Genomic DNA, 22,249 nt, shown 5'->3' on the forward strand with positions numbered 1-22,249 from the left:
AATAGTTACTGTGCTAATGTTTGTAGCTGTTGCTGTATGTTTTGCACTTGATTTCAGTTGGTTTTATTGGCTATTGATTTTAGGTGTTTTATTGCAGATTGTTGTTTCAATTTCGGGTCTGCTCATAAAGGATTAAATACTATAATTATTTCTCTGTATATTTTCTAAACCTATAGGTTATTTAAATAACTTATTCCTGCATTTTGCTGAAAACAAGAAAAAATATTGTAATTTTAGCTACATATTAGACTATGATAACTTAACTTTTAAAAACAGATATAATGAAAAAACAAGTAAATTTAGGATTGTTAATTTTGAGACTTGCAGTTGGTTGCTTGATGTTATTGCATGGAATAGCAAAATTAAAGCACGGCATTCCCGGAATCGAAGGAATGGTAGAGAGCCATGGTTTACCAACGTTTTTAGCGTATGGTGTTTATGTAGGAGAGGTTGTAGCGCCTCTTTTGATTATCGTGGGTTACAAAACAAGATTAGCAGCTTTAGTTCTTTTCTTTAATTGTATAGTAGCTACTTCATTAGCACATGGAGGGCAAATTTTTTCTCTCAATGAAACAGGAGGATGGGCACTAGAACTTCTAGGGCTTTATGGATTTGGAGCTTTGGCACTATTTTTTACTGGTGCAGGTAGTTATGCTGTAGCCAGTAGAGGTCGTTGGGATTAATTTAATTGCTCTTTCTCTTTCGTGAAATTGATAAAAGGAAGTTTGTATTCTAAACTTTCTATTTGACTAAGAACTTTTGCCTTGAACTTTTGATAGGCAGAAGTTTCTTTATTTATAGCTCGATGATGTAGTGCCTTATGTAACTTTTCTAAGGCAGGAAACAAGGCTTGACTCTCTTTTTTAATGTATGTTTCGCAGAAACGCTCCCATATATAATTTGTGCCTAATTCGTTTAGGTGAGTAAAGTCTTGTGCATAAAATCGATAATCTCTTAATTCATCCATGGCTATCTCGTATGCAGGGAAATAACCAATAGTTTTATCTACTTGCTGTAGCTTTTCTATACCCAATAATAGCGTAGCTTTGCTTAATTGGTTTTTATGTAAACCGTCTTTTAAGTGCCTTACGGGACTTACAGTAAATATAATTTCAGCAGTAGAATTCAGCTCACGTATTTGATGAATTGCCGTCTGCAATGCGTTAGTTACTTCTTGAATACTTAGCTTCCTTCGCCTAAAATGCTTAGCCGGTAGCTTGTGACAATTAGTTACAACCTGTTCTGTTGCTATGTGTTCGAAAACCCACGAAGTCCCGAGCGTTAAAAAGATATGAGAAGCCACGACTATTTGGTTATATCCTTGTTTTATTTCTTCAGCTATCAACGTCTTTGTTTTATCCAGTTCTTGCTGTGAAAACCTCCCATGATGATGTAAACTATGCCATAGGTCATCATTAAAAACAAAGTCATTTTCTTTTAAACACTTATTTTTTGAAATTAGTGCAATAGTATTAGTTGCGGAAATGGGATTATAGGCTATCCCACAAGGGTTTATAACAGTTTTAAATTTGTAGGCTAATGTTTTGTTCCCGATATTTTCAGCAAAACAAGAGCCAATAAATAATAGGGAGTCCAAGTGTGATATCCGGCTCTTTGGCTGTTGTATGTCAACAGTTGTCTGTAGGTTCATCTTTTTTATTTAAATGCATTAACGTTCGCTTTATTCCGGTATATTTTGCTCTTTTCATGGGTGAGCCTTTAAATTTCTCTCCAAACTCATGTGCGGTTAGCTTATTCCAATCCTCTCGGTTCATTTTCATAAGGTTTGCTAAAGGCTTAAATCCTGAAGTAGTATGTTCTCTCGCTTTCCTATTCCACGGGCAGACATCTTGACAAATATCACATCCAAATAGTCGATTTTTTATATCCACATCATCAGGAATATGACCTTTTTTCTCAATGGTAAAATAAGAAATACACTTTGAGGCATTGATGATTTTACTGGGAAGGATGGCATTGGTGGGACAAGCATCTATACATCTTGTGCATTTTCCACAAGGATCTATGGTTTTTGATGCATCATAATCCAATGCCATGTTAAGTAATATTTCACCTATAAAAACATAGGATCCTATTGGAGTGAGTAACAAGGAGTTCTTACCAATCCAACCTAATCCAGCGCGTTCAGCCCAAACTTGCTCTAATACCGGAGCACTATCCACAAAATAGCGACCTTTAGCTTGGGGGGCTAATTCTTGGATGTATGAAAGCAATAGGTTTAACTTGTCCTTCATGATAAAATGATAGTCCTTGCCAAAGGCATATTTTGAAACTACAGGAGCACATTCAGGCTGTTTCTTATCAGTATAATAATTGAGCATAACGACAATTACAGACTTAGTGCCTTCTTCCAGTTTTCGGGGATCTAACCGTTTCTCAATATTACGCTCCATATATGATAAATCACCATGGTAATTAGCGTCGAGCCATTGAGTAAAAGGTTGAACTTGTTCTTCTAAAAAATCGGCACGAGCTATTCCACATCCATCAAAACCAAGTTTGTGGGCTTGTTGCTTTATAAGGTGTGTTATCTCAACTTTATCAGTCATTCTATTTTGCAAAATAAGCCTTTATTCAGGAAATAAAAAATGAGCACATTGTTTTAAAGGATTAACATTTGTATATTTGAAGTATGATGACACTGGATTTTTTATATGGCATAGTTCTTCTTAGTATGATTCCTGTACGTTATGAACCAGCTGAGCAGAGTGAAATGGTTACACAATTGATGTTTGGAGATACCTTTAGGGTTATTGAAGAAGATGGCAATTGGTTGCACATTCGTAATGATTTTGATAATTACGAAGGCTGGGTCTATAACCGAACCGTTTTCCAGTTAGATGAAGAAACTTACAGAGAAATTACCGAGAGTAGACCGGCTATTGTTGCTTCTTTTCAAGCAACAGTCCAGGAAGAGGATAAACCCTTAACACATATAGTTCAAGGTAGTTCTCTTCCCAATTATAATCATGAAACTCAAACTTTTAGGGTAGGAGATAGGGTTTTCCATTTTGATGGTGAAGTTGCAACAACACCAGAAAATTGCAGAACACAATTAATTGAAAATGCAAAGACATATCTTAATGCTCCGTACCTATGGGGTGGGAAAAGTGCTTACGGAATTGATTGTTCGGGATTTGTGCAACAAGTAAGTAAAGTAGTTGGCATAAAGCTACCTCGAGATGCTTCACAGCAAGTACTATTAGGCGATGATGTAAGTTTCTTAGAAAATGTAAAGCCTGGTGATTTAGCTTTTTTTGATAACGAAGAAGGACGAATCATTCATGTGGGAATTCTATTGAGTAAAGATAGAATAATACACGCCTCTGGTCAAGTAAGAATTGATAGTATTGACCAAGAAGGTATATATAATTTGGAATTGGGTGAATATACTCACAATCTTAGAACGATTAAAAAAATTATTGAGTAATGACCACTTTCTGTTATAAATATCCTCGTCCAGCAGTAACTGTAGATGCTGTTGTTTTTTCATTGCTTCCGATACCACACACGCAGGTATTACTGGTCCAACGTAAGAATTCACCTTTTGAAAATCAATGGGCACTGCCAGGCGGGTTTTTAGATATGAATGAAACCGTTGAGGAGGCAGTGAAAAGAGAACTTCAAGAGGAAACGGGATTACTAGTCAAAAACTTGAAACATTTCAAAGTGTTCAGTTCGCTAGATCGTGATCCTAGGGCTAGAACTATTTCAGTAGCTTTTGTTTCAACCTTAACTATGGAGCCATTGCCATTAGTGGCTGGTGATGATGCAGAAGATGCGCAATGGTTCCCAATTGACAAACTCCCAGAACTAGCATTTGATCATAAACAGATTATTGAAGAAGCTATTAAAATGTATATTGATTACTAATCATTATCCTCATAGGAATACATTAAAAAAGCTCGGCTAAAATTAGCCGAGCTTTTTTAATGTATTCCTATCTTAGTTAATTTATTCTTTAATAAGATATTTATTTAATCTCTTATTCACTTCTACACAGTCAGAAGAAATAATTTCAACCGTGGTTCTTCTATTTACTTGATGCTCTACCTCAGAACATTTAACGCCGTCAGCACAACCGTTGAGTAATTGTGTCTCACCAGCACCACGTGCGGTCAATCTTTCTCTAGCAATACCTCTTTCAACCAAGTAATTAACTGCAGATTCGGCACGTTTTTGAGACAACCATTCGTTGTACTTATGTGTTCCTCTACTATCTGTATGAGATACTAAATTAACACGTATTTCTGGATATTCTTTTAAGAATGAAAGCAAGTCATCTAATGAAGCACTCGCATCATCTCTGATATAATATTTGTCAAAGTCATAGAATATGTCTTCTAAAGTGATTTCGGGGCAGTTTATTTCCTTAGGTTCAGGCTCTGGAGTCTTTTCGAGCTCTATTACAGCAGTTACGAACTTGCCTTTTGGAAGTACAACTTTTGTTTCACCAGGCTCATATCCATCAGCATTTGCACAAACAAGATAAGTCTTAGCTGTTAATTCACGATTGAACTTCGCTTGATCATTTAGTTTGATGTCTTGTTCAATGAAATCACCAAATTCAGATTTAAAACATCCATTTGCGGCTAATATAGGTTGCTTGGTGTCTTTGTCTATTACCTGAACTTCTAGCATTGATACCAATTTCTCAAAAGCAAAAATATCATCAGCTCCTTTATCTCCTACCACACCTTTTCTTCCTGAGTTAAAATAACCGGTTGCATCATCACTGTTATATATAAAACCGAAATCGTCAGCTTCACTATTGATAGGAGCTCCTAAATTATAAACATCGTCTTTACCATCTAAAAATCCTGGAATCCAAAATACATCATAACCTCCAAAACCGTGTATACCACCGTCAGATGCAAAATATAAATTACCATCTTTATCAAGATGCGGGAAATTATCCCTGCGAGCCGTATTAATCTTTTCTCCTAGATGAACAGGAGAGCCCCATGCGGCATTTTCTCTTTTACTCATCCATAAGTCTGTTTCACCCACACCACCAGGCATGTCTGAAGCAAATACCATAAAATTACCATCATGAGAAATAGTAGCACAACCTATAGAATACTCTGAACTGTTGTATTGGAATGGCGCCAATTCTGACCATTCACCATTTTGATTCTTTTTACTTAAATATAGGTTAATTTCTACAATGCCTTCTGCACTTTTTTCTAATCTCCCTTTTGGGGAATAATTACTTCGAGTTACATATGCTTCTGTAAAATCAGAATTGAAAGCGACAGGACCATCATGGTATTTATTCTTTTTTGCAAAAGTAAACTTTTCAGGCTCACCATACTTTCCATCATTTATAGGAACATAATAAAGTTGAAGAAAATTCGTATTATCCCAAGCAAATTTACGCTTTACATCTACTCGCTCTCCACGCTTTTCTGGTGAAGCGAATAAGATTCCATCTTTATAATATGTTGCACCAAAATCATGTTCTGGACTATTGAAATTCAGCTTAGTAATTTTATATTTACCAGCATTCTTTTTTTGTAAATCTTGCAAATAATTTGGATTTTCTTTCAAATATTTAATAAAATCAGTAGCAAAGCCACCATTTTCAAGATAATCATTCATTACTATTAATGATTTTTCATAGCTTCCATTTTTTCTTAATAATAAGAAGTATTCATATTTGTCATTAGTAGTTGCCCAGCCTTTAGTATAAAGCACTTCGTACCACTTAACTGCATTTTTTGTATCTCCAATTTTGTTAAAACTATCTGCAGTTTTTCTAACAATTTCATCGTTTGCTTTTTTACTTTCAGCCAATTCAACGTAGTAAGGAATTGCTTTCTTGTAAGCTAGGTTTTCATAATACGAATCAGCTACCTTTTCTTTTATCCCCTTTGCATTTGCTTCGCTATAAATTGAGAATAAGCAAAATAGAGATATTGTGTATATAATCGTTCTTTTCATTGTTGTTCTGTCTTTATGTTAGGTTACTTTTAGAAGTATCTAGGACTTTTAAACCTCTTCTTGTCAAACTCGAAATCATAACTTAGCATAAATTCATGAGTACCACCTGTATATTTTGTTAAATCGTTAAAGATATAATCATAATTATAACCTAACCTAAGCTGAGGAGTAATGTTAGCCGCTAAATAACCCCTTACAGACTCATCATGACGGTAGCCAACACCTATCCATAGTCTGTCATATAACAATCCTGCTAACTCTGCATCGAATTCTAGAGGAGAACCTGCTACAGCTTTAATTAAACCAGAAGGTTTTAATTTTAATGAAGCGTTGATGTCAAATACATAACCTCCCATTAAATAGAAATGACGTTTCTGTTCCAATGCATTGATGTCATCATTGTCTAAAACTGACGCTTCTAATAATGTTAACGAAGACAGACCTAGATAATGTTTTTCTCCATAATAATAAATACCAGCACCGAAGTTTCCTCTCATCTTATTTTCAATATCATATTGCAAAGGATCTCCAGAGTCTGTAGCATCTAGATCAGACAAAGGAGCGTCAAACATATTGATACCTCCTTTCAAACCAAAAGACAATCTGTGTCCTTTATCATTCAATTGAACGTAATATGAAACATCTAGATAAGCACTCGTAGCTTTTGATATTCCAATTTCATCATAAGTTAAATCAGCACCAATTGAGAGCTGAGTATCATTAATAGGTGAGTGAATGGATAAAAAAGTGGTGTTAGGAGCACCATCAATTCCAGTCCATTGGATACGGTGAATAGCATTAATCGAAAGTGCATCTCTTGAGCCAGCATATGCTGGGTTGTAATTCAAGGGATTAAAATAATACAATGAATTTTGCGCTTGTTGCTGTGCCCAGCTAGTTCCTATTGTAATACATAGAAACAATAAAAGTACAATTTTTTTCATAAGTCGCTTGATGAAATTAGTAAATTATTTAGTTTTTTTAATTTATTTTTATAGTTATGTGCTAAAAACAAAAACTAAGCCACAAATATCGTAATAAATTTCTTAAAAAAAAATACCTTAATAATTTAATTTTAGTATCGTTCTATTTTTAATGAGATTATATTTATTTATTTGCTTTGGTGTCAATAATAATTGTCACAGGACCGTCATTAATCATATTGATTTGCATGTATGAACCAAATATACCAGTCATTATTTTTTTATTGATTTCTTGTTGCAATTTCTTAACAAAAAGTTCATATAAAGGTTTTGAGATATCTGGATGAGCAGCATCTATATACGCTGGCCTATTCCCTTTTTTTGTTCGAGCATATAGCGTGAATTGAGAAACTACAAGAATTTCTCCATTAACATCTATTACAGAAAGATCTTTAACGCCTTCATCATTATAAAATATTCGAAGATTTGCTATTTTTTTTGCTAACCAACTTGCGTCTTCTTCAGTATCTTCATGTTCTATTCCCAGTAAAACCACCAATCCTAATTCGATACTGCACTTAGGTATGTGTTCAACACTCAATATTGCTTCGCTAACTCGCTGAATAACTGCTCGCATGATTTACTCTAATTATTTAGACTCAAAAATACTAAAACTCGTTGAAGTATTGAAATCCTTATTTTTCATTATCCATTCGTTTCTTGTATATTTGTACGTTTTTTTAATGAAGTAAAAAAGATCTTTAACGTAAAAGAGTAGTACATATGAAGTTTCCCGAGTACAAGAAATTTAACCTCTCAAATGTGGCTAAAGAGGTTTTGGAGCAATGGAAAACCGAGAATACATTTGAGAAAAGTCTAGAAAATAACAAAGGTGCAAAAGAATTCGTTTTTTATGATGGTCCACCTTCAGCGAATGGAATGCCTGGTATTCATCATGTTATTTCACGCTCATTAAAAGACATTGTTTGCAGATACAAAACATTACAGGGATTTCATGTAGAGCGTAAAGCAGGTTGGGATACTCACGGACTACCTGTAGAGTTAGGAGTAGAGAAAGCGTTAGGTATTACAAAAGACGACATTGGTGAAAGTATTTCTATAGAAGATTATAACAAAGAATGTCGTACCAGTGTGATGAAATATACGGATTCTTGGAAGGAGTTAACAGAGCAGATGGGTTATTGGGCTGATATGGATAATCCTTACATTACCTATGACAATAAATACATTGAAACCCTTTGGTGGCTTTTAAAGCAGTTGTTTGAGAAAGGTTATTTGTATAAAGGGTTTTCGATTCAGCCATATTCACCAACTGATGGTACTGGTTTGTCTTCTCATGAATTAAATCTTCCTGGTTGCTACAAAGATGTTAAGGATACTACAATAGTGGCACAATTTAAAATTGTTAAAGATGCAATTTCTGAGAAGTTCTTCTCTGATGTTGATACAGATTTGCATTTCATTGCTTGGACTACTACACCATGGACATTGCCATCTAATACCGCTTTAGCTGTTGGCCCTAAAATTGACTATGTTAAAATTCGCACATTTAATCCTTACACAGGAGAACCAACCACAATTATTTGTGCAAAAGCATTATACCAGAATTACTTCAGAAAAGAAGACGCGGAGCTTTCATTAACTGAGTATGAAAAAGGAGGTAAAGCTTTACCCTATAAGATATTAGATACCTTTAAAGGAGCTGAGTTGGAAGGTGTGCGTTATGAGCAGTTAATGCCTTATCAACAACCATTAGTGGGTGATGCTTTCCGTGTTCTTGTAGCTGATTTTGTTACGACAGAGGACGGTACCGGTGTCGTACATATTGCTCCAAGTTTTGGTGCTGATGACTACAGAGTAGCACAACAAAATGGAATAGGAGCATTAACTTTAGTCAATAAGCAAGGGAAGTTTATTGAAGGAACTGGAGACTTAGAAGGACGCTATGTAAAGAATGATTACGATAGTGAACTTACGGATAAAGATGAAACGGTAGATGTATACATTGCTGTAAAATTGAAAAACGAGGGCAAAGCTTTCAAAATAGAAAAATATGTCCACTCTTATCCACATAGCTGGCGTACAGACAAGCCAATTTTATATTATCCTTTAGATTCTTGGTTCATTAAAACCACTGCGTCTAAGGAACGTATGATGGAGCTGAACGAGACAATCAATTGGAAACCTAAGAGTACCGGGGAAGGTCGATTTGGCAAGTGGCTTGAAAACCTAGTGGATTGGAACTTGTCACGTTCTCGCTATTGGGGAACTCCTTTGCCAATATGGGTAACAGAAGATGGTAAAGAGATGAAGTGTATCGGTTCGGTTGCTGAACTTAAAACGGAGATTCAAAAAGCAATAGTTGCTGGATTCGTACAGGAAAATCCCTTGAAAGATTTTGTAGAAAATGATATGAGTAAAGAAAACTATAATAGTTTTGATTTACACCGTCCTTATGTGGATAACATCATTTTGGTAAGTGATTCCGGAAAACCTATGAAACGCGAGAGTGATTTGATAGATGTGTGGTTTGACTCAGGAGCGATGCCTTATGCTCAACAGCACTATCCGTTCGAAAACAAAGAGAATTTTGACAAATGTTTCCCTGCAGACTTTATCGCTGAGGGGGTTGACCAAACGCGTGGATGGTTTTTTACGCTTCATGCTATTGCAACCATGTTATTTGATTCTGTAGCATTTAAAAATATCATTTCTAATGGATTGGTACTTGATGCAAAAGGCAACAAGATGTCTAAGCGTTTAGGTAATGGCGTAGATCCTTTCGAAACGCTTGATAAATACGGAGCAGATCCCGTACGCTGGTATATGATTACCAATGCACAACCTTGGGATAATTTAAAGTTTGATGTAGCAGGGATTGATGAAGTGCGTCGAAAATTCTTTGGAACTTTATATAATACGTATAGCTTTTTTGCATTATATGCAAACATCGATGGATTTAAAGCTGCTGACGAACAAGTTCCATTTGAAGAACGTCCAGAGTTAGATAGATGGATACTCTCACTATTAAATACATTAGTGGAAGAAGTTACGGAACATTATGATAATTATGAATTGACTAGAGCAGGTCGAGCCATTCAGCATTTTGTTACCGAAAATCTTTCCAACTGGTACGTACGATTGTGTCGTAAGCGCTACTGGGGTGGCGAGTATAATACTGATAAGATTTCTGCGTATCAAACATTATACGAATGCTTAAAAACCCTTTCAATTTTAGGTTCGCCAATAGCACCATTTTATATGGATAGATTATACCGAGACTTAATGAAAATACAAGGCGTTGATGAGTCAGTACATTTAACTACTTTCCCAAAACCAAATATGGAGTTTGTGGATAAGGAATTGGAAGCAAGAATGGACTTGGCACAACAAATATCCTCAATGATATTAAGTTTGCGTCGAAAAGTACAAATCAAGGTGCGCCAGCCATTACAAAAAGTATTAATACCTATTTTAGATCAGAAGGTTCAGGAGCGTATTGAGGGCGTTGAAGATATCATTCTATCAGAAGTTAATGTAAAAGAGATAGAATATCTTACAGATGCTTCAAATATCTTAGTAAAGAGTATTAAGCCAAACTTTAAGACTTTAGGTCCAAAGTATGGAAAGATGATGAAACAAATTGCTGGAGCTATTGCTAAATTAACACAAGAAGAAATTGCAGCATTCGAGAAGAATTCAAAATTTGATCTAGAGGTTGAAACTGAAAATCTTCCATTAACATTAGAGGATGTAGAGATTGTTTCTGAAGATATTCCAGGATGGTTAGTTGCTAATGAAGGAGCATTGACAGTAGCTTTAGATATCACAATTACAGATGATTTACGCAATGAGGGAATCGCTCGTGAGTTAGTTAATCGTATTCAAAACATACGTAAAGAAAGTGGCTTTGATGTGACAGACAAGGTAAATATTAGTATTTCAACCCATGAGGTTACTGATAAAGCCGTGAATGAATACAAACATTTTATAGCCTCACAGACATTAGGAAATGAAGTGATGCTTGTCGCAAATTTGCAAGAAGGGAGAGAGCAGGACATTGAGGATGGAGTTGTTTTGAAAATTGATGTGAAAAAATTGTAACAACTTATGATGGCATCATATGTTGGCTATTTATTAATCTAAATAGAGAATTAGAAGATGTTTTAATTTCCCTAAACTATAAATACTAAAACTGAGAAGTAGATGCCTAAGCAAATAATCATGCGAACATCAAATTATATTGGTGATACCATTATGATGTTGCCAGCTTTAGAATTGGTGCAGAGAGAATATCCAGATGCGTCTATTACAATTGTATGTAAAGCTAAATCAAGAGACATTTTTCGGGGTAAAGGCATCAAAGACATAATTATCGATGACACCAAAGGCAAAGGACGTTTTTTTCGGACTTTACAATTTGTAAGAAAGTTACGAAAGAATAAGTATGATTTAGGAATATTATTTCATAATTCATTTCTTACCGCATTGCTTTTTCGTTTAGCAAAAGTCAAAACATTGATTGGTTATCAAAAGGAAGGACGTAAGTTTTTACTTGATTTTTCTTTACCTATTGACAGGAGTTGGCATTACTCCAATCATTATGCTAATTTGGTAAATATATACTGGAATAGTAAGTATGATTATTTGCCACCAATGATTCTAGAATTTAAAAAAACAGAATTGTTTGATAAAGCCGGAAGACCTTTAGTTGGCTTTTTGTTAGGCGAAGAGTGCGCAAAAGCACAAAATCATAAGGATAGTTATGCTTACAGAATAAAAAAAGGAGCAAGAAGATACCCTCTTAATTTAGGAGAAAAATTGTTTGAATATTTAAGTAAAGAGGATATAGATTTTGTTTTGTTAGGAGATTCAAAAGATTGTAAAAATCATAGAATTTACACTAATTTACTCAAAAAAAATATGAAACACGTAGTTGATTTGACAGGTAAAACTTCTGTAGGAGAATGCATAGATGCTATTGGAACTCTGGATTTATTAGTAACAATTGACACTTCAGCAATGCATATGGCTGCAGCTACAAATACAGAATTTATTTTACTGCAAGGCAAAGGCACTAGTCCGCTATCTGTAGTATTTCCTATAGATGGGGAGGGACATGTTTTAAATAAAGGGCAACATTGTTTAAGAGGGGAGGATATGATAAGTGCTATCAAACCTGATGATATTTATCATAAAATAATGGAACTACTTGAGAAAAAAAGTTATCTTTGACAACTTATTATTCTTAAACAAAGAATTTTACATAACAAATTTAAAATAGAGCGTTATGGAAATAAAAAAAAGATATAGTGACGAGGAGTTACAAGAATTTAAAGAATTGATCTTAGAGAAACTAGAAACGGCTAAGAGAGATTATGAAATGCTAAAGGAAGGTATTTCTAATACTTCAAATAATGGAATAGAAGATACTTCACCTACTTTCAAAGTTTTGGAAGAAGGAGCAGCTACATTATCAAAAGAAGAGGTTGGGCTATTAGCTCACCGCATGGCAAAATTTATATCGCACCTAGAGGCCGCTCTTGTACGTATCGAGAATAAGACCTATGGAATATGCCGAGTGACCGGTAATTTAATTGCTAAAGAGAGATTGCGTTTAGTTCCACATGCTACGCTAAGTATGGAAGCTAAAATGAAGCAGGACTAAAAACTTATGTGGAAAAAATACATTCCCATACTGTTTCTACTATTACTTGCTGACCAGGCGTTGAAGATATGGGTGAAAACTCACATGCAACTTGGAGAGGAGTTTTCGGTGATAGGAGACTGGTTTTATATCCATTTCTTAGAAAATCCGGGAATAGCGTTTGGCGGGAAGATTGATCATCCCTATTGGAAGCCTATTCTTACCATTTTCCGATTGTTGGCAGTTATTGGCATTGGCTGGTATATTAGTAGGTTAATCATGAAGAAAAACTTCACTAAAGGGTTCATTTTTTGTACAATCTTAATTTTTGCAGGAGCAATTGGTAACGTGATTGATAGTGTGTTTTATGGAGTGGTGTTTGGAGACAGTTACTATCAGGTTGCGCAGTTTCTGCCCGATGGAGGTGGATATGCACCGCTTCTATTTGGTAAAGTGGTAGATATGTTTTATTTTCCCTTGATAGAAATTGCTGAAATGCCGAGTTGGATACCTATATTAGGAGGCAAGCCCTTTGTTTTCTTTGCTCCAGTTTTTAACTTAGCAGACAGTTATATTACAGTTGGTATCTTGTTGCTTTTGTTATTTTATCGTAAAGAGCTTAATAAGAAATTATAGTATCTTTAAGCTTAGTTTTCCTTGTGTAAATCATTTTTGCACAGACAATATAAATTCATAATATTATGGAATCTAAAGGATGTTGTTCTGGCTGTAGTGCCAATAAAAATATAGATTATAGATCACGTTCATCAAAATTAAAAGTATATGACTGGTTAGAGAATCTCCCTGTCTCTTCATTATTTCCTCCAATTGTGGAGATACATTTCAAAAATACACGTAAAGGCTATTTCATTAATGAGAATGGTATTCCTTTGTTTAAGGATGACATTGTAGCTGTAGAGGGTACACCTGGTCATGACATTGGCATCGTTTCTTTAACTGGTGATTTGGTGTTTGAAAAAATGCGTGAAGAGGGCATAGATTATAAAAAAGAAGAATTCAAAAAAGTATATCGACAGGCTAGACCAAATGATTTGGATAAATGGCATCAAGCTATGGAGCGAGAAAAGCCGACGATTATACAAACACGCAAAATCATAGAACGCATGGGCTTAGATATGAAGCTAAGTGATGTGGAGTATCAAGGAGATAATACGAAAGCTATTTTTTATTATATTGCAGATAAGCGTGTGGATTTTAGGCAACTGATAAAAGTGTTAGCTGATGAATTTCAGATTCGTGTAGAGATGAAGCAAATTGGCTCTAGGCAAGAGGCTGGTTTAGTAGGTGGTATTGGTCCTTGTGGTCGTGAACTTTGCTGTTCATCATGGTTGACTAATTTTTCATCAGTATCAACAGGGGCTGCTCGTAAGCAAGAGTTGTCCCTGAACCCACAAAAGCTTGCTGGTCAGTGTGGAAAATTGAAATGTTGCTTGAATTATGAATTGGATGTTTATGAAGAAGCTCGTTCCGAGTTTCCGCGTACTGATACTATTCTTAAAACTGAGCAAGGCGATATGCGATGCATTAAAACTGACGTTTTAAGACAAAAGATGTGGTACGTATATACTGATCCTAAAAAAATAGGAATGGTAGAAATCACCGTTGAAAGGGCTATTGAAATTCAAAAACTTAATAATGAAGGCAAGCTTGTCGAAGATATCCAAATGAAAGACAGTCAAGAAATTGAAAAGTCACTTTCAAACTATGGAGGTGATTTAGTTGGGCAAGATAGCTTGAACCGTTTTGACGGTAAGAAACCTGCTAAAAAACGCAGAAAGAAGCGTTATCGTAATCCTAAAGGAAAAAAGAATACTAATGGAAATTAATCTCAGAAATAGTAAGCACCTGTTTTTAGTTTTTTTCGGATTCTTGTATTTTAGCTGTGACACCTCACTGTCTTATGAGACTTTTAGAGAAGTTGACGAAAATGCCTGGAACTATAGCAACGAAAAAAAGTTTCTAATTCCAATAAAAGATGTACAACCGCTAGAACTGAGCCTTGCAGTGCGGAATACGAACAAATATCAGAAGGCTAATCTTTGGTTGTTTTTATCCTTACGCTCTCCATCAGGCAATTTACAAAGAGATACACTCAATTGTTTATTGGCTGATGATTACGGCTATTGGTTAGGTGATGGATTTTCAGGACTTTATCTCACAGAACATAAGATGCCTCATTCTATTTCCTTTGACGAAATAGGTGACTGGGAACTGACCGTGACACATGGTATGCGCGAAGAACGTATAAAAGGGATAAGAGAAGTGGGTGTTTTACTTAGGAAAAAAGAATAAAAGATAGCGTTTTGGGTAAAGGAAAGTTAGAAAGGTTCGAAGAGAACAAACACTTAGACAATGTGTATCAACCTACGATAGACGAATTGAAGTCTGGATATTTGCTAAAAGGAAATTGGAAGCAGAAAGTCTTTAGGAATGAGGGAGATATCATTTTGGAATTAGGTTGTGGCAAAGGAGAATACAGCGTTGGTTTGGGAAAACAGTATCCTGATAAGAATTTTATAGGTGTTGATGTAAAAGGAGCAAGACTTTGGCGTGGTGCGAAAACCGCTATTGAAAAAAAACTTACTAATGTGGCATTCTTGCGAACACATATTGGTAATTTGCCAGATGCTTTCGCACCTAATGAAGTGTCAGAACTGTGGTTGCCCTGCCCTGATCCGCAGATGAAAAGAGCACGAAAAAGACTTACAGGTTCATTCATGCTCAATCGGTATCAAAACTTTCTCGTTGATGGAGGTTTGGTACATCTGAAGACCGACAGTAATTTTATGTTCCAATATACTAAGGCACTTATTGAATACAATGAACTGCCTCTGTTGGTTTTAGAGGAAGATATTTATTCGTCAGAGTTCATAAAACCAGAATTAGAAATAAAGACGTTCTACGAACGACAATTCCTTTCACGAGGCATTACCTCCAAGTATATATGCTTTACTCTTCCACATAAAACAATTGAAGAACCTGATGTAGAAATACCTAGAGACAGCTATCGCTCGTTCGGAAGATAGCTGATTTTATTATGAAAATCTCACAAGAAAATATTTTTGAAATTGTTCGAAAAATTCCTAAAGGTAGAGTGACTTCTTATGGTGCTATAGCTAAGTATTTTGGGACTGTACGTTCAGCACGAATGGTAGGGTGGATTATGAATACTGCACATGGATATAGTCCATACGTACCAGCTCATAGAGTGGTCAATAGAAATGGATTGCTGACGGGTAAAGCCCATTTTGGTGGTGAAAATACAATGAAAGAATTATTAGAGTCTGAAGGAATAGTGATAATAAACGATAAGATTGTTAACTTTGAGGCTGTGTTTTGGAATCCAATTGAAGAATTAAAATAATGAATAGATGATAACTAAAGAGCAAATAAGACAAATTCTAGCTCAAGTAAGCTATGCAGACACAGGGAGAGATATCATTTCTCTTAAAATGGTTCAAGATCTAAAGGTAGAAGGAGATAAGGTATCCTTCAGCCTAATATTTCAACGTGCAGATGACCCCAATATCGTTCCAACAAAAAAAGCTTGTGTACAGCAACTAGAAGCTAATTTTGATAAAATTGATATCAGGGGAAATATAGCTGTAAAAATTTTAGATTTAAAAGCGAACCCACCCATCTTTGCTGACGTTAAAAATATTGTAGCTATTGCTTCTGGTAAAGGGGGAGTTGGTAAATCTACTGTAGCGGCAAACTTAGCAGTTACCTTAGCAAAACAAGGGTATAAAGTGGGACTGTTGGATGCAGATATCTTTGGCCCTTCTATGCCTAAAATGTTTGGCGTAGAACAAGAAAATGTCTCTATACGCACTGTAGGTGAAAGAGACTTGATAGAACCTGTTGAGAAGTATGGCGTAAAAATGTTGTCGATAGGATTTTTTGTAAATCCTAATCAAGCTACTGTATGGAGAGGTCCAATGGCAGGAAATGCCTTAAAGCAAATGATGCAAGATGGTGATTGGGGGGAGTTAGACTATTTGCTAATAGATTTACCTCCAGGAACAAGTGATATTCATTTAACAATGGTTCAAGGCGTATCAGTTACCGGTGCTGTAATTGTGAGTACTCCACAAGACGTCGCTCTAGCAGATGCTATAAAAGGTATTGATATGTTTGAAAGTGACGCCGTAAACGTCCCTGTGTTAGGTTTGGTTGAAAATATGGCTTGGTTTACACCTGAAGAATTACCAGAAAATAAGTATTACATCTTCGGTGAAGGCGGTGCAAAACGTTTGGCGCAAGACAAAAATGTAAGCCTATTGGGCGAAATCCCTATTGTGCAAAGCATTCGAGAGTCTGGGGATATGGGAGCGCCTATAGCTTTGAAAGATGAGCATCCTGTAGCTGAGGCATTCGCTACGGTTGCACATAATATAGTAGCAGCAATTAACAGACGTAACCAAGATTTACCTCCAACTCAAGTTGTGGAAATGAATAATTAAACTATAATAGTGCACTTTCGATTTTTGTAATTAACTTTGACTGTTTCACAAGTACTGAAATACATGATGTCATTAAAAAATAAATTAGCAATTACTCTTTGTTTTATTATTGTTGTTGGGGTGATTAGTAGTTGTTCCAATCAAGTAAATACTTGGGGTTCCCGGCAATATCACATGGCAACAACGCGTTGGAATGTATATTTTAATGGAAAAGAGAGTTTAAGAAAAGGTCAAGAGATTATTGAACAATCTCACCAAGAAAATTTCGACAAACTATTACCTGTTTATTTTGAGAATGATATCCAAGCTCGGGAAAGTGCTTCTGCTGAGATGGAGCGTGTTGTTAGTAAGGCAGTCAAGGCTATAGAGTTGCACTCTATCACCGCAAAGCCAAAGCGTAAAAAAGGAAAGCGGGAGTCTGAAAAATACCGAGAATTTCGTCGAAAAAAGGAGTATAATAACTTGATTGATGAATGCTATTTACTTCTAGGGAAAGGACAATTTTATCGAAGAGAATATTACAGTACAGAGCGGACTTTCCGTTACATTTTGAGAGAATTCAATGATATGCCGATCTATTATGAATCGGCTATATGGTATGCTCGCTCCCTCGCTGAACAGGATAAATATTTTCGTGCACTGCGTACCGTAGATGATGTTATGGCAGAAGAAGGTTTTCCTGAAGAGTTAATTCCTATGGCACGTATAGCTAAAGCTGATATGTATATCCGAAGAGGACTATACGATAATGCAATCGAAGAGTTAACATTTTTAAAAAATAATACCAAGAAAAAAGATGGACAAACTCGTTATTATTATATCCTAGCTCAACTATACCAAATGCAGGGTGAGATTGAAAAAGCACAAGCAACATATGCAGAATTAGTAGATACTCATCCGGAATATGAATATTCTTTTCATGCAAAGTTGAGCAAAGCTTTATTATATGGAGAGTATGACCTGGCTTCAGGAGATACTAAGGTGAAACAAGAGTTGAGAAAGCTGATCAGAGATTCTCGAAACAAGGAATATTTAGACCAAGTGTATTATACATTGGCTAGAATACATGAGAATGAAAGAGAATTTGAAAAAGCTGAAGAAAATTACTTGCTCTCAATAGAAAATTCAATGGGGGATCAAAAGCAACTAGCTAAGTCCTATCTGGCTTTGGGTGATTTATATTTTAATGAGAATAAAAATTATAATTTAGCTCTTGAAAACTACCAACAAGCAACGCCTTTGCTTTCAGAAGATTATCCTGACTATGAAGAAGTAAAATTGCGATTAGACGGATTGACGCAACTTGCACAGAATCTTAACACGGTATACGAGCAAGATAGCTTGCGCAAAATAGCACAAATGCCTACTTTAGAAAGAGAAAACTTTATCAAGAGTTTAATGTTAGCCGAACGTGATGCAGTGATTGATAAAGATCGAAAGTTGAAGAAGGTCTTAAAAAGTAGTATTAAAGAGATAGATCGTCCTATAGGCGAATGGTATTTTTATAATCCTAAAGCTGTTGCACAGGGTAAAAAAGAGTTTCAGAAGAAATGGGGCGTTCTAAATCTTACAGATAATTGGCGAAGCAATCCTGAAAAATTTCAACTTTCAGCAGAAGAAAGAAGTAAGTTAAGTAAAGATACGCTCTCTTTTAGGACTTATGAAGATTATGTAGCAGATTTGCCTCTGACACCAGAATTAATGGAAGCTTCTGAAGAGAAAAGCATCAATGCACTCTATGATGCAGGAGTTATTTATGAGGACGAAATGGATGATTATATTCAAGCAAAATCAAGCTTCGAACAAGTGCTGGAGCGTAATCCTAAGAGTGATGAAAAACGTTTACGAGCCAATTATCATCTCTATATGCTCCACAGTTTGTTGGATAATGATATTGAAGCCAATCGGTATAAAAATATTGTATTAAATGAATATCCTGATAGCGATCTAGCAAAAGTGCTCCAAGATCCTGCTTATTATAGTAAAATGGAACAAAGAGCAAAAGATGCATCGCTGTTATATGAAAAGGCTTATACCGCATATAGTGCAAATAACTTTGAAGAAACAAAAGCCTTGACGCAACAAGGAATGTCAAAATATAAAGGTACCACAACTTATCAGCGTTTTGCTTTTCTGAATGCGATGACTAAGGCATATACAGAATCTCCTGAGAACTTTAAAAAAGCGTTGCAAGAGGTAAATGCTGTGGCTACGGACAGAAAAATCTTAGCTACGAGCCAGGAATTATTAGCAAGATTGGAAAAAGGAGATGTTCCTAATAAAAATGTAAGAGATATAAAGAGAACTTATACAGCAGAAGATTTTGAAAAACCAGAGACGATTAATAAAACTGTTGAAGTTCCTTTACTTTCAGAAATAGAAATTCCTGGAAATTATACAATGGAGGTGGATGCTAAGCATCTTGTAGCATTGATTCTTCCTCGAGATTTGAGAGGAGACATTGTTAAGGCGATAGAAGATTTTAACAGCAAGAAATTTGCAGGTGAAGATTTACGAGTGCGTCGTCGTAATTTTAGTTTAAATACTGATATTATTTTGGTAGAATCATTTAAAGGTAAAGAGGATGCACTAAACTACTTTGGACAACTCATCATTGCACAGAAAGAGTTCCTAAAGAGAATCAACGAAGTTGATTATACGAATCTAATTATCTCTGAAAACAACCTTTTGAAATTAACTACAGATAGAGATGTCACACCATATTTAGACTTCTATGCTTACCATTATTTTGGCGAAGGAAAACCTGTTGGTGAGGAGGAAGTTGAAGATCAAGAAATTAACAACGAAATCAATACTTCAAAAGTAAATATTGAGAACTTGCAACCAGAAGTTGGCTTTACAGAACACTCAAGAGGCGCTCACAACTTCGTTTTAATTGTGCCTTCAAAAGGTGTTGATGTGAATTATTTATGGACAGCATTACATAATTTTAATAAAGATTTTAGGGTCAAAAAAGAAAAGCTAGGCGATAAGCGTATGCTTATAGTTCAAAATGTGGGAACAAGCGGAGAAGCCATGAGCTATCTGAAAGAAGTCGTCACCGTCGATTATATTTATGAGAATCTGCAACAGGTAGAATACCGTAACTTTGTAATAACCAATGAGAATTTAAAGCTGTTGCGTTCCACGAATGCAGTAGACAATTATGTTCAGTTTTTTAAAGATAATTATTTAACAAAATAAACAGTATGATTAAAGGTAAACTTTTGTGGGTGGATGATGAGATAGATTTGTTAAAAGCCTACATTATCTTCTTGGAGGAAAAAGGCTATGAGCTTACTCTTATCAATAATGGTGCAGATGCTATCGATAGAGTGAGAGAGGAAAAGTTTGACTTAGTGCTACTAGATGAAAGCATGCCTGGACTTTCTGGATTGGAAGTCTTGGAGGAGCTTAAAAAAATACGTACAGGGATGCCTGTGGTCATGATTACCAAAAATGAGGAGGAGGGACTCATGGACGAAGCAATAGGGTCAAAAATAGCCGATTATCTCTTAAAACCAGTTAATCCTAAGCAAATACTGCATTCCATAAAAAAGCAACTCGACGGTAAGCGTTTGGTCTCAGAACGGACCACTTCAAGTTACCAAAAAGAGTTTACCCAATTAGGTATGAAAATCAATGACTGTAGAACTTTTGATGATTGGACCAAAGTATATCGTGATTTAGTTTACTGGGAGTTAGAGTTGCAACGCTCTGGTGTCTCGGAAATGGAAGAAATTCTCTCTATGCAACGCACAGAAGCAAATAGATTGTATGGTCGTTTCATTAAAGAAAACTATTTAGAATGGATGAGTGGACGTGCTGAAGATGCTCCTTTAACATCTGCTAATATCTTTAAAGAGAAGCTCTTTCCACGTATCAACGACGGAGAGAAGTGTGTGGTAGTCCTTCTTGATAATCTGCGTTTTGATCAGTGGAGAACTTTATATAGAGATGTCATCAATGAATATTATTCGATAGAAGAGGAAGTAGTTTTTTCGAGCATCTTGCCAACTGCAACACACTATGCGCGTAATGCTATGTTTGCAGGGCTTATGCCACGTGATATTGAAGGTATCATGCCTGACTTTTGGGTGAATGATGATGAGGACGAAGGGAAAAACCTCTATGAAGACAGACTTTTGGAAACACAGGTCAATAGATTAGCACCAGGCAAAACATTGAATTACCAAAAGGTGCTCAATATGAAGAAAGAAAAGCAAGTTTACGATAATTTGACACAAATCTTAGATGATGATGTCGTAATTTTAGTGTATAACTTTATTGATATACTATCACACTCACGTACTGAGAATAATACTTTAAGGGAATTATCAAAAGATGAAAAAGGCTATCGAGATATTGTGAAATCATGGTTTAAAAATTCACAATTGCTAGAGACGATAAAGGAACTGGCATCTCAAAAAATAAAACTAATTATCACAACCGACCATGGTAGTGTGAAGGTGGACAAGCCCCAAATAGTTCAAGGACTCAAAGAAGTGAACACCAACTTACGATACAAGCAAGGGAAACATCTAAAATATGACCCTAAAAAAGTATTTGCAGTAACGGATCCAATAGAGGCTAAATTGCCTCAAGTAAATGTTAGTTCAAAATATTTATTTGCTTTAGATGATGACTTTTTTGCTTATCCTAATAATATGAATCATTATGTCGGGTATTATAAAGATACTTTCCAGCATGGTGGCGTCTCATTAGAAGAAATGCTTGTACCTTTTGTTGTGTTAGAACCAAATCGTAAATAAATGTCTGTTGTATCTAAAACATATCGGGCAAACTCTTTAGAAGGGCTTTTAGAAGTTGCTGATAAATTCTTACAGGATTGGGGAGAGCACAAGTTGGTCACATTAATTGGAGAAATGGGGGCAGGAAAGACCACATTTGTAAAAGCTATTTGTGATGTCTTAGGAGTTGAAGATGCCGTGAGCAGTCCTACGTTTTCGATTATCAATGAATATACTACCGCTAATGGTGAGACCCTTTTCCATTTTGATTTTTACAGAATAAATGATGAACAGGAAGCCTTAGATTTTGGGGTGGAAGAGTACTGGGAGTCCGATGCCTATTGCTATATGGAATGGCCAGAGAAAGTTGAAAATATATTGCCAGAGGATATCTTAGAAGTGAGAATTAAGGAAGAAACAGACGGCACCAGGCTCATTTCAGTCTTCAAACATTAACAA

20 protein-coding genes are annotated in these 22,249 nt (G+C 35.6%); 15 read left to right on the top strand and 5 right to left on the bottom strand.

The window, feature by feature from the left end:
* The first annotated feature begins 281 nt into the window (after window positions 1-281).
* Window positions 282-683 carry a DoxX family protein gene (locus tag C7377_RS02600; protein WP_116495765.1) on the top strand — a complete coding sequence of 134 codons (402 nt, stop codon included), beginning with the start codon at window positions 282-284 and terminating at the stop codon, window positions 681-683.
* Here C7377_RS02600 and C7377_RS02605 read toward each other — a convergent pair.
* Window positions 680-1,651: a GSCFA domain-containing protein gene (locus C7377_RS02605; protein WP_116495766.1), complete on the bottom strand. Its 972-nt coding sequence runs from the start codon at window positions 1,649-1,651 to the stop codon at window positions 680-682. The genes C7377_RS02600 and C7377_RS02605 overlap by 4 nt on opposite strands.
* Window positions 1,629-2,570, bottom strand: coding sequence for a tRNA epoxyqueuosine(34) reductase QueG (gene queG / locus C7377_RS02610; RefSeq protein ID WP_116495767.1), 942 nt, complete (start codon window positions 2,568-2,570; stop codon window positions 1,629-1,631). The genes C7377_RS02605 and queG overlap by 23 nt, the downstream gene beginning before the upstream one ends.
* 83 nt (window positions 2,571-2,653) lie before the next feature.
* Here queG and C7377_RS02615 point away from each other — a divergent pair, with 83 nt between their 5' ends.
* A complete protein-coding gene (locus tag C7377_RS02615; protein ID WP_116495768.1) occupies window positions 2,654-3,451 on the top strand; it encodes a C40 family peptidase in 798 nt (265 codons plus the stop codon).
* Window positions 3,451-3,894, top strand: coding sequence for an NUDIX domain-containing protein (locus C7377_RS02620; protein ID WP_116495769.1), 444 nt, complete (start codon window positions 3,451-3,453; stop codon window positions 3,892-3,894). Before C7377_RS02615 ends, C7377_RS02620 begins: the two co-directional genes overlap by 1 nt.
* Window positions 3,895-3,975: 81 nt before the next feature.
* Here C7377_RS02620 and C7377_RS02625 read toward each other — a convergent pair whose 3' ends face one another.
* The 3 genes from C7377_RS02625 to dtd form a co-directional block, all read right to left on the bottom strand.
* Entirely contained in the window at window positions 3,976-5,964 is a 1,989-nt protein-coding gene (locus C7377_RS02625; protein ID WP_116495770.1) for an OmpA family protein, read from the bottom strand.
* Between the two features lie 29 nt (window positions 5,965-5,993).
* A complete protein-coding gene (locus tag C7377_RS02630) occupies window positions 5,994-6,908 on the bottom strand; it encodes a PorP/SprF family type IX secretion system membrane protein (protein ID WP_116495771.1) in 915 nt (304 codons plus the stop codon).
* 163 nt (window positions 6,909-7,071) lie between these two features.
* A complete protein-coding gene (gene dtd / locus C7377_RS02635; protein ID WP_116495772.1) occupies window positions 7,072-7,524 on the bottom strand; it encodes a D-aminoacyl-tRNA deacylase in 453 nt (150 codons plus the stop codon).
* Window positions 7,525-7,670: 146 nt separating this feature from the next.
* On the opposite strand from dtd, the gene ileS reads away from it, so the two are divergent.
* The 12 genes from ileS (at window position 7,671) to tsaE (ending at window position 22,246) form a co-directional block, all read left to right on the top strand.
* Entirely contained in the window at window positions 7,671-11,012 is a 3,342-nt protein-coding gene (ileS, locus tag C7377_RS02640; RefSeq protein WP_116495773.1) for an isoleucine--tRNA ligase, read from the top strand.
* Between the two features lie 102 nt (window positions 11,013-11,114).
* The gene (locus C7377_RS02645) at window positions 11,115-12,143 is read left to right on the top strand and encodes a glycosyltransferase family 9 protein (protein ID WP_116495774.1); all 1,029 of its coding nucleotides are present in this window, start codon (window positions 11,115-11,117) and stop codon (window positions 12,141-12,143) included.
* A gap of 55 nt (window positions 12,144-12,198) precedes the next feature.
* On the top strand, window positions 12,199-12,576 hold the full coding sequence (locus tag C7377_RS02650) for a TraR/DksA family transcriptional regulator (protein ID WP_116495775.1): 378 nt from the start codon (window positions 12,199-12,201) through the stop codon (window positions 12,574-12,576).
* 6 nt (window positions 12,577-12,582) lie between these two features.
* Window positions 12,583-13,191, top strand: coding sequence for a lipoprotein signal peptidase (locus C7377_RS02655; protein ID WP_116495776.1), 609 nt, complete (start codon window positions 12,583-12,585; stop codon window positions 13,189-13,191).
* A gap of 65 nt (window positions 13,192-13,256) precedes the next feature.
* Window positions 13,257-14,402, top strand: a complete 1,146-nt coding sequence (locus C7377_RS02660; RefSeq protein WP_116495777.1) for a PSP1 domain-containing protein — start codon at window positions 13,257-13,259, stop codon at window positions 14,400-14,402.
* A complete protein-coding gene (locus C7377_RS02665; protein WP_116495778.1) occupies window positions 14,392-14,868 on the top strand; it encodes a gliding motility lipoprotein GldH in 477 nt (158 codons plus the stop codon). Before C7377_RS02660 ends, C7377_RS02665 begins: the two co-directional genes overlap by 11 nt.
* Before the next feature lie 11 nt (window positions 14,869-14,879).
* On the top strand, window positions 14,880-15,602 hold the full coding sequence (gene trmB / locus C7377_RS02670; RefSeq protein WP_116495779.1) for a tRNA (guanosine(46)-N7)-methyltransferase TrmB: 723 nt from the start codon (window positions 14,880-14,882) through the stop codon (window positions 15,600-15,602).
* Between the two features lie 11 nt (window positions 15,603-15,613).
* Window positions 15,614-15,940 carry an MGMT family protein gene (locus tag C7377_RS02675; protein WP_116495780.1) on the top strand — a complete coding sequence of 109 codons (327 nt, stop codon included), beginning with the start codon at window positions 15,614-15,616 and terminating at the stop codon, window positions 15,938-15,940.
* Between the two features lie 7 nt (window positions 15,941-15,947).
* The gene (locus C7377_RS02680) at window positions 15,948-17,039 is read left to right on the top strand and encodes an Mrp/NBP35 family ATP-binding protein (protein WP_116495781.1); all 1,092 of its coding nucleotides are present in this window, start codon (window positions 15,948-15,950) and stop codon (window positions 17,037-17,039) included.
* Between the two features lie 63 nt (window positions 17,040-17,102).
* Complete coding sequence (gene porW, locus C7377_RS02685; protein ID WP_116495782.1) at window positions 17,103-20,243, top strand: type IX secretion system periplasmic lipoprotein PorW/SprE; 3,141 nt, start codon at window positions 17,103-17,105, stop codon at window positions 20,241-20,243.
* A gap of 5 nt (window positions 20,244-20,248) precedes the next feature.
* Entirely contained in the window at window positions 20,249-21,811 is a 1,563-nt protein-coding gene (gene porX, locus C7377_RS02690; protein ID WP_116495783.1) for a T9SS response regulator signal transducer PorX, read from the top strand.
* On the top strand, window positions 21,812-22,246 hold the full coding sequence (gene tsaE, locus C7377_RS02695) for a tRNA (adenosine(37)-N6)-threonylcarbamoyltransferase complex ATPase subunit type 1 TsaE (protein WP_116495784.1): 435 nt from the start codon (window positions 21,812-21,814) through the stop codon (window positions 22,244-22,246).
* Window positions 22,247-22,249: the final 3 nt, after the last annotated feature.

It is taken from the genome of Balneicella halophila (genome assembly GCF_003096835.1).
Taxonomy (GTDB): domain Bacteria; phylum Bacteroidota; class Bacteroidia; order Bacteroidales; family Balneicellaceae; genus Balneicella; species Balneicella halophila.